Below are 8070 nucleotides of genomic sequence, written 5' to 3'. Positions count from 1 at the left end.
CCGCCGCTCCTCCCGCGCCCGCCGTGGCGGCGACGCCCGCGGCTCCTCCAGCGCCCCCGGCGCCCCTGGCTCAGGAGACGGACACGGAGTCGGGACACTCCGAGGAGGGCATCGGCTCCGACGCGGAGGGGATGGAAGAGGTGCGGGATCAGATCCGCGAGCAGATCCACCGCACGCGGGACGAGCTGAAGCGCTCGCGCCGCTCCGGTGGCCGCAATGTCGTGGCGCGCGGACAGTCGCTCGAGGTGAAGGAAGCCCAGAACGTCCAGAGCGCGGTGGTGTACGGCGGCAACCTCGTCGTGAAGGGCCACGTGGAGAACGACGCGGTCGCCTTCGGCGGCAACCTGGTCATCCACGGCCACGTGGAGGGAGACGCGCACGCCTTCGGCGGCAACGTCGTCCTCAAGCCCGGCGCCAAGGTGGAAGGCGACGTGTCCTCCTTCGGCGGCAACGTGGAGCGCGAGGACGGCGCGGACGTGGAGGGCAGCATCAACACCTTCGGCGGCGCGAACATCGGCCGCATCGTCGCCGGCGAGCTCAAGGAAGGCCTCAAGGAGTCGCGCAACCCGCGCCACGAGCACGAGGAGCGAGACTCGGACGACGACAACAACAACGAGGGCGGGCTGGCCACCTTCATCCTGACCTTCGCGGTGCTCTTCGGACTGGGCTTCCTGGGACAGATGTTCTTCCCGGCGCGGATGAAGCAGGTGGGTGACGAGATTCGCGCCCGTCCGGTGCAGAGCGGACTCACCGGCCTCTTCGGAGTCGTGGCGATGATTCCCCTCACGGTGGTGCTGGCCATCACCATCATCGGAATCCCCGCCGCGCTGGTGCTGTGGATGGCGGCCCCGCTGGCCGCGGCGCTCGGCTTCGCGGCGGTGGCGAGCGAGCTGGGCACGCGGCTGCCGGTGATGCGCGGTCGCAAGACGCAGGCGGTGGTGCTGGCGCTGGGCTTGTTGGTGTTGATGGTGGTGGGCGCCATCCCGGTGCTCGGGGCCATCGTCTCCACCCTGGTCGTCCTGGTCGCCCTGGGCGCGGTCATCCGCACCCGCTTCGGCTACCGGCCGCGTGGCAGTGGGATGCCGGAGCCCATCCACCCGCACACCGAGCAGCCGGTCTAACGCACCGCCGCCGGGGATTGCCCGGCGCGTCAAAGGAGGCGGACAGCGCACCGTCCGCTCTCCCGAGAGACACCCACCGGGGATCGCCACGAGCCCAGACGGCCCGTGACGGTCCCCGGTGTCGTTTCAGCGGCAGTCTTAGAGAAGTTCCATCGCGCCATCACCGCGACTGTCGGATGGCCCCCATGACCGGGGTGCGTCATGCCTCGACAGGCTTTGACCACCCGGTCCGGGTACGCCATTTTGCGCGGCACCCATGCGACGCCTCCCAGACGCCTCGTTGCGCGGCAGGGCCATCACCGTGGACCTCGAGGGCGAGAGCATCCCCGCCATCGAAGGCGAGCCGGTGGCGTGCTCCCTGGTCGCCGCCGGCGAGCCCATGCTTGCCCGCTCCGTGAAGTACCACCGCCCTCGCGGGCCCTACTGCTTCGCCGCCGCGTGCTCGCACTGCCTGATGCGCGTGGATGGCCTGCCCAACGTCTACACGTGCCGCACGCCCGCCAGGGAGGGCATGAAGCTGGAGCGGCAGAACGCGTACCCCTCCGCGAAGGTGGACGTGTTCGAGACCATCGACTGGTTCTTTCCCAAGGGCCTGGACCACCACGAGATGTTCGCCGGCGTGCCCGTCGCCGAGCAGGTGATGGCCAAGGTCGCCCGCCAGCTCGCCGGCCTGGGCCTGTTGCCCAAGGAGGCCGCCCCCACGCCGCCCGAGTCGCGCACGGTGCGCACCCGCGTGGCCGTGGTGGGCGCGGGCGCCGCGGGCCTCGCCGCCGCTCGGGAACTGACCGAGCGCGGCATCCCCTTCCTCCTCTTCGAGCGCGAAGACCACGTGGGTGGACGGCTCGCGCACGGCGCGCCCGAGCGGGACGCGCCCGAAATCACGGACGTGGCCACGCTCGCGCCGGCAAGCCTCACCACGCGCGCCACCGTGCTGGGCCTGTATGACGACGAGGCGGGGCGCTTCCTCGCGGTGGGCGTCTGGGAGCCCACGGGCACGCGGCTCCTGAAGGTCTACGCGGAGCGCTTCCTGCTGACGCCCGGCGGCCACCCGCCCATGGTGCCTTTCGAGAACAACGACCTGCCCGGCGTCTACGCGGGGCGCGCGGCCAGTCTGTTGCTGCGCCGGCACGACGTGGCGCCCAAGGTCGCCGCGCTGGTGGGCTGGGGCGACGAGCTGTACGGCCTGGCCAGGCTCCTGGAAGAGCGCGGTGTGAAGCTCTCCGCGGTGGTGGACCTGAAGGGCCCGCCGCCCTCGGGGGCCCACGCGCTGGCGGTGGAAGGCTCCGAGCCCAAGGCCCACGGCATGCGCTCCGTGAGCGCGTTCAGCTTCACGCCTCGCGAGGGCAGCAGGCGCAAGGTGCACTGTGACGCGGTGCTGGTGTCCGTGCCGGTGAGCCCCAGCTTCGAGCTGGCGCGACAGGGGGGCGCGAAGGTGTCGTTCGACGCCGGACGCGGGCTGTTCCGGGTGGAGGCGGACGCGGATGGACGCACCGAGGCCCCGGACATCTTCGCGGCGGGCGACCTCACCGGTGGAGGCAGTGCGAAGGACGCCGCTGCCGCGGGACGCCGCGCGGCGCAGACGCTGGTGGGAGGACTGTCATGAGCAAGTCGATGATCTGCTCGTGCGAGGACGTCACCGCGGATGACGTGCGGCACGCTGTCTCGCGCGGCTATTGCGATGTGGAGTCGGTGAAGCGCTACACCGGCTTTGGTACCGGCATCTGCCAGGGCAAGAGCTGCCTGTCGGCGGTGGCAGCGCTGCTGGAGAAGGAGAAGGCCCTCAAGCCCGACGCGGTGGTGCCCTTCACGCCGCGCCCTCCCCTGTTCCCCACCGAGCTGCGCCTCTTGGCTTCCGCTCCGGTGGACGAGTCCCAACCTCCCGTGGGCGGCCTGCCCCAGGACGTGGACGCGTTCGCCAGCGCGCTGCGGCCCGAGGGGCCCCTGCCCGCCAAGGCCAAGGTGGTCATCATCGGCGGCGGCATCATGGGGCTCGCGCTCGCGTACAATCTGGCGCGCGAGGGTGAGACGGACGTCGTCGTGCTGGAGCGCGGCTACCTGTGCGCGGGCGCGTCCGGCCGCAACGGCGGCGGCGTGCGCATGCAGTGGGGCACTCCGGCGCTGGTGGAGTTGGCCAAGCGCTCCATCGACCTGATGAAGGGCTTCGCCCGGGATTTGGGCATCAACGTCTGGCTGCGCCAGGGCGGCTACCTGTTCCTGGCCCGGACGGACGCGGTGGCCAAGCGGCTGGAGCGCAACGTCACGCTGCACAACCGCTACGGAGTGCCCACGCGGCTGGTCACCCCGGACGCGGCGCGCGACATCGTCCCCGGCCTGACGATGAAGGGCTGCGTGGCGGCCTCCTTCAATCCCGAGGACGGCGTCATCTTCCCCTGGCCCTTCCTGTGGGGCTACGCCCAGGGCTGCAAGAAGAAGGGCGTCCGCGTGGAGACGTACACGGACGTCACCGGCTTCGAGGTCAGCGGCGGCCAGGTGCGCAAGGTGAAGACGGACCGGGGCGACATCGCCTGTGACACCGTCGTCCTCGCGTCGGGCGCGTGGAGCCCCGAGGTCGCGAAGCTCGTCGACGTGCAGCTCCCCAACGAGCCGCACCGTCACGAAATCCTCAGCACCGAGCCCCTCAAGCCCTTCCTGGGGCCGCTGGTGTCCGTGCTCGACTCGGGCCTGTACTTCAGCCAGTCCATGCGCGGCGAAATCGTGGGCGGCATGGGAGACCCGAAGGAGCCCGCGGGGCTCAACATGGGCAGCACCCTGCGCTTCGTGTCCCGCTTCGCCCGCGCGCTGATGGAGCAGATGCCCCACGTGGGCCACGTCAAGGTGCTGCGCCAGTGGGCCGGCTGCTACGACGTGACGCCGGACAACAACCCCATCCTCGGCCGCACCCCCGGCCTGGACAACCTCCTCCAGATGTCCGGCTTCGTCGGCCACGGCTTCATGATGGCCCCCGCCGTCGCCGAGCGGATGGCGAAGTGGATGGTCACCGGTGAGTCCGACGAACTCTTCACCCGCTTCAACCTGCGCCGCTTCGCCGAAGGCAGCCTGGAGCGAGAAGACATGATCATCGGCTGAGCGCCCCAGGCCTCCGCCTCTCGTCGTCGACGGGCCGCGTCCCCTCCTGCGTGGAGCGGAGCGCGGCCCGTGGATTTTTCCGTCGCTGTCCTGGCACGGGACACCGGGCTCCTCGACTGCCCACAAAAGCGACACTCCAAGAAAAACAAGTAAATCACGACAATCACTGAGGTTTGTCCCGAGGGGCGCGAAGGGCCTTTACATGGCCTCTCGTCAAACCGGAGCACGCGCGCACCACCTGGGCGCGCGCGGGTGAGTGACTCCCGAGTGAGCGTGTCCCGTGGATGACGCTGGCACGGGGTGTGCCAGGGCCCACGCGGCGCGCAATCCCGCGCGTGGTGGAGGAGTCCCCCGATGATCGCGAAGAGCATGCGTGCGTTGTTCCTGGTGGGTGCCCTGTCGGCATGCGGTACCGAGCAGGCTCCCGACGTTCCCGATGTGGAGGCGAACGAGCCGCTCCAGTCCCAGGAGTCCACGGTCATCGTCGGCTCGGTGAACTGGGTGGGCGCCACCACGCTGACGGGCACGCAGCGCACGCGCTCGAAGGCGGTGGGCTACCTGTCCATCCCCGCGGTGGGCAGCCGCTGCACGGCGTGGCTCGTCTCCGCCGACGTCATCATCACCAACAACCACTGCATCGGCAGCGCGTCCCAGGCCGTGGGCGCGCGCGTGTCCTTCAACTACGAGGACGGCGTCGCCTCGGCGGATCGCATCTGGTACAACTGCGCCACGTTCATCAAGACGTGGTCCGGTGATGACATGACGGCGGTGCGCTGCTCGGCCACGAACGGCCAGCTGCCCGGCAACGTGTACGGCTGGCTGACGGTGTCGACCACCAACGCCGCCACCAACGCGAGCGTCTACGTCGTGCACCAGAACTGCGACTACTACACGACGTCCGGCTGCGCCCCGACGAAGAAGTCCTCGCCGGGCGTGGTGAAGAACGCGAACTACTCCACCACGGACCTGTCCTATGACGCGGACACGCTGGGCGGCTCCTCGGGCTCGCCGGTGTTCTCGTCCTCCACGCACCAGGTGGTCGGCCTGCACCACATCGGTCTGGGCGGCAACTCGTCCGGCCGCGGCACGGCCAACACCGGCGTGAAGGCCACCCGCGTGAAGGCGCGCCTGACGGAGATCGGCCTCTAGTCCGTCACGTCATGCCGGAGTGGGCTCGCGCGCCAGCAGCACCGGTGACGCGAGCCCCACCGGCAGCGCCTCGGGCGCGGTCAGGGCCTCCCGCCGCACGCCTCGCAGCGCCAGCCGTCCCAGGCCCCGCTTCACCATGCGCGGCAGCAGGGGCAACAACCGCATCACCCACCGGTGGCCCCAGCCTGGATACACCAGGGCCTCACCCCGCTCGAAGGCCGCCAGGGCGACGCGCGCGCAGTGCTCCAGCGAAATCTGGAAGAAGGGCGCCACGCCCGCGCCCACCGCCTGGGAGCCCGCGTCTCCCAGCGGACCCGGCGCCACGCGGGTGATGACCACGCCGCGCCCCTCCACCTCCAACCGCAGCGACTCCGTGAAGCCGTCGAGGAAGCGCTGCGTGGCGGCGAACATCGTCGAGCCGGGCAGGAAGAGCTGGGCTGCGCCCGAGCCGATGTTCAGCACCCCGCCCCTCCCCCGCTCCAGCATGGGGGCGAGCAGCCGGTGGGTCAGCAGCGCGGGCACCCAGACATTCGCGCGCAGCAGCTCCTCGAGCCCTCCCCAGCGCGCTTCGGCGTACAAGCCCTGGCGCCCCAGGGCGGCGGTGTTCACCAGCACATCCACCCGGACGAAGTGCGACTCCAGCGAGGCGACGAGCGCGTCGATGTCGCGCGACTCGCAGACGTCGCACTGCTCGAGCAGCACGCCCAGGGTGGGATAGAGGGACAGCAGCTCCTCGCGCAACGGCTTCAGCCGCGCCACGTCTCGGTCCACGAGGACCAACGTGCGAACGCGCCGCGACAGCAGCCGGGCAAGCTCCCGGCCGATGCCCTCGGACGCTCCGGTGATGAGGACCGTGCCCTGGTCAATGGGAGGACGCATGGGAGAGAGGCACCTCGTCTTCGTTCAGGTGGCCATCCTGCGCACGAATCGCGGAGCGCGCTCGCCTCCCCGCAAGCTCTGCGCGCGCACGGGTACGAGCAGGCGGGCAAGCCCTGGCATGGAACTTCCACTGAGCGTCTTCCGGCCCCATTCCCCTAGTAGGGGCCTTTCCAACCACCGAGGAGCCGCCGATGGCCGCACCGTCCCGCATTCTCGTTCCCATCGATTTGAGCGAGGGCTCTCGCACCATCATCGACTACGCCCTGCACCTGGCGAGGCCCTTCAACGCCTCCGTGGAGGTGGTTCACGCCTGGGAGCCCCCTCAATACGTCGCGCCGGACCTGCTGGTGGCCGCGCCGGGCTGGAATGCCCTCTCGCTGGAGCAGGTCGCCATGGACACGGCGCGCAAGGAGCTGGCGACCCTCCTCCAGCAGATGGAGCCCCCGCAGGTGACGCTGAAGCACCGGGTGCTGGTGGGCGAGGCGGCCTCCACCATCCTCGAGCTCGCGGAGCAGGAGGGCTTCGACCTCATCATCATGGGCACCCACGGCCGCCGGGGACTCCCCCGACTCCTGCTGGGCAGCGTGGCGCAGAAGATCGTCTCCCGCGCGCCGTGCCCGGTGCTCACGCTGCACGTCGCGCCGGACAAGAAGTAGCGAGCACCGCCCCTAGCGCCCGAGCGCCGCCCGCGTGGCGGCCTCCCGCCGTCGGGCCGCGAGCACCGTGGGCACCGCGAGCACCGACATGGCCACCATGACGAGCGCGGCGCCGAGCAATTCGCGCGTCCCAACGCCGGGCAGCCCCAGGAACAGCGACAGCCCCACCGTGGCCACCACGCCAGAGAGCACGCTGGACGCGCGATTCACCGGCACGGAGAAGGCATTCTCCCTCGCGTCCAGGAGGATGAGCCCGCCGAAGATGCCGGTCCCCTGGGACAGCAGGCCCACCAGCACCTCCTCCAACAGCCGCCCCCGGGCGAACATGCCGGTGAAGCCCTCGCGGATGTCCAGCGCCGCGGCGGAGCCACCCCAGAGCGCCACCCCGGCGAGCACGAGCACGAGGAAGGGCGTGGCCACCATCTGCTCCTCAACGAAGTAGCGCGTGGACAGCGACTTGTCCTCGGACTTGGCCAGCCGGCTCATGGCGCGCAGCCGGATGAAGTAGCTGAGCAGGTACACGCCTACGTCCACCATGGCCACCACCGTCATGGTGGCCCGCGCATCCGTTCCCGACGCGACGACCACCGCCGAAAAGCTCAAGCCCAGCGCCACCCACGAGGGCCAGCGCACACGCCTGCGGCTCAGGACGTCCACCACGGGCGCCAGCACCAGCACGCCGCCGCGCATCAGCAGCATCATGAAGACGATGGAGGTGCCCTCCAGCGTGTACGCCAGCGTCGTGGTGCCGATGATGGCCGCCGAGCACATCCCGGACAGGAAGGTCCACGGCCCCGGCGAGGGCACCCGCAGGCCCAGCACCTTCCGGTGCCCCGCGAAGCGCCACCAGCGCTTGAGCGTGAGGAAGATGAACATGCCCACCATCGACGTCGCCGCGCTCACCGGCAGCAACGTGAAGCCGACGATGCCCTCCTCCATGCCCGGCAGGGAGCCGCTCGACAACGCCTTCGTCAGCGCGCTGTAGGGGGCATAGGCCGCGAAGTACCCGAAGGCATAGACCCAGATGGTGAGGTCGGTGGAGTCGTCGTGCTGCGTCGAAGGAGCGGCCAGTGCGGACCTCGGGACAGGGCCAGATGGACACCGTACAGCAAGGCGCGTGCCCTGGCCCGCACCGGCTGGAACAACCGCCCCATGCAATCAGTGCGAGCCCTCGTCCG

At 70.4% G+C, this 8070-nt stretch carries 7 protein-coding genes; 5 read left to right on the top strand and 2 right to left on the bottom strand.

Annotated features, from left to right (window positions below; all coding sequences use genetic code 11):
• The 4 genes from FJV41_RS25570 to FJV41_RS25555 all read left to right on the top strand — a co-directional run.
• Nucleotides 1-1121, top strand: a 1121-nt coding sequence (locus tag FJV41_RS25570) for a polymer-forming cytoskeletal protein (RefSeq protein WP_141645165.1), incomplete at its 5' end; no start/stop codon positions are given.
• A 256-nt stretch (nucleotides 1122-1377) separates the two neighbouring features.
• On the top strand, nucleotides 1378-2724 hold the full coding sequence (locus FJV41_RS25565) for a 2Fe-2S iron-sulfur cluster-binding protein (RefSeq protein WP_141645164.1): 1347 nt from the start codon (nucleotides 1378-1380) through the stop codon (nucleotides 2722-2724).
• Nucleotides 2721-4208, top strand: coding sequence for an FAD-dependent oxidoreductase (locus FJV41_RS25560; RefSeq protein WP_141645163.1), 1488 nt, complete (start codon nucleotides 2721-2723; stop codon nucleotides 4206-4208). The genes FJV41_RS25565 and FJV41_RS25560 overlap by 4 nt, the downstream gene beginning before the upstream one ends.
• A gap of 354 nt (nucleotides 4209-4562) precedes the next feature.
• On the top strand, nucleotides 4563-5357 hold the full coding sequence (locus FJV41_RS25555; RefSeq protein WP_141645162.1) for a trypsin-like serine peptidase: 795 nt from the start codon (nucleotides 4563-4565) through the stop codon (nucleotides 5355-5357).
• Between the two features lie 9 nt (nucleotides 5358-5366).
• On the opposite strand, the gene FJV41_RS25550 is transcribed toward FJV41_RS25555, so the two are convergent.
• Complete coding sequence (locus tag FJV41_RS25550) at nucleotides 5367-6236, bottom strand: SDR family NAD(P)-dependent oxidoreductase (RefSeq protein WP_141645161.1); 870 nt, start codon at nucleotides 6234-6236, stop codon at nucleotides 5367-5369.
• A 191-nt stretch (nucleotides 6237-6427) separates the two neighbouring features.
• On the opposite strand from FJV41_RS25550, the gene FJV41_RS25545 reads away from it, so the two are divergent.
• Nucleotides 6428-6892, top strand: a complete 465-nt coding sequence (locus FJV41_RS25545; protein ID WP_141645160.1) for a universal stress protein — start codon at nucleotides 6428-6430, stop codon at nucleotides 6890-6892.
• 12 nt (nucleotides 6893-6904) lie between these two features.
• Here the strand turns inward: FJV41_RS25545 and FJV41_RS25540 are convergent, their stop codons facing one another.
• Nucleotides 6905-8050, bottom strand: coding sequence for a hypothetical protein (locus FJV41_RS25540; protein ID WP_141645159.1), 1146 nt, complete (start codon nucleotides 8048-8050; stop codon nucleotides 6905-6907).
• Nucleotides 8051-8070 lie beyond the last annotated feature (20 nt).

The sequence above is a fragment of the Myxococcus llanfairpwllgwyngyllgogerychwyrndrobwllllantysiliogogogochensis genome (assembly GCF_006636215.1).
GTDB classification, from domain to species: Bacteria; Myxococcota; Myxococcia; order Myxococcales; family Myxococcaceae; genus Myxococcus; species Myxococcus llanfairpwllgwyngyllgogerychwyrndrobwllllantysiliogogogochensis.
This window is presented reverse-complemented; position numbering and strand designations above follow the sequence as displayed.

Coding starts and splice junctions, on each gene's coding strand:
- FJV41_RS25565 (WP_141645164.1), top strand. CDS start 1,378: ATGCGACGCCTCCCAGACGCCTCGTTGCGCGGCAGGGCCATCACCGTG.
- FJV41_RS25560 (WP_141645163.1), top strand. CDS start 2,721: ATGAGCAAGTCGATGATCTGCTCGTGCGAGGACGTCACCGCGGATGAC.
- FJV41_RS25555 (WP_141645162.1), top strand. CDS start 4,563: ATGATCGCGAAGAGCATGCGTGCGTTGTTCCTGGTGGGTGCCCTGTCG.
- FJV41_RS25550 (WP_141645161.1), bottom strand. CDS start 6,236: ATGCGTCCTCCCATTGACCAGGGCACGGTCCTCATCACCGGAGCGTCC.
- FJV41_RS25545 (WP_141645160.1), top strand. CDS start 6,428: ATGGCCGCACCGTCCCGCATTCTCGTTCCCATCGATTTGAGCGAGGGC.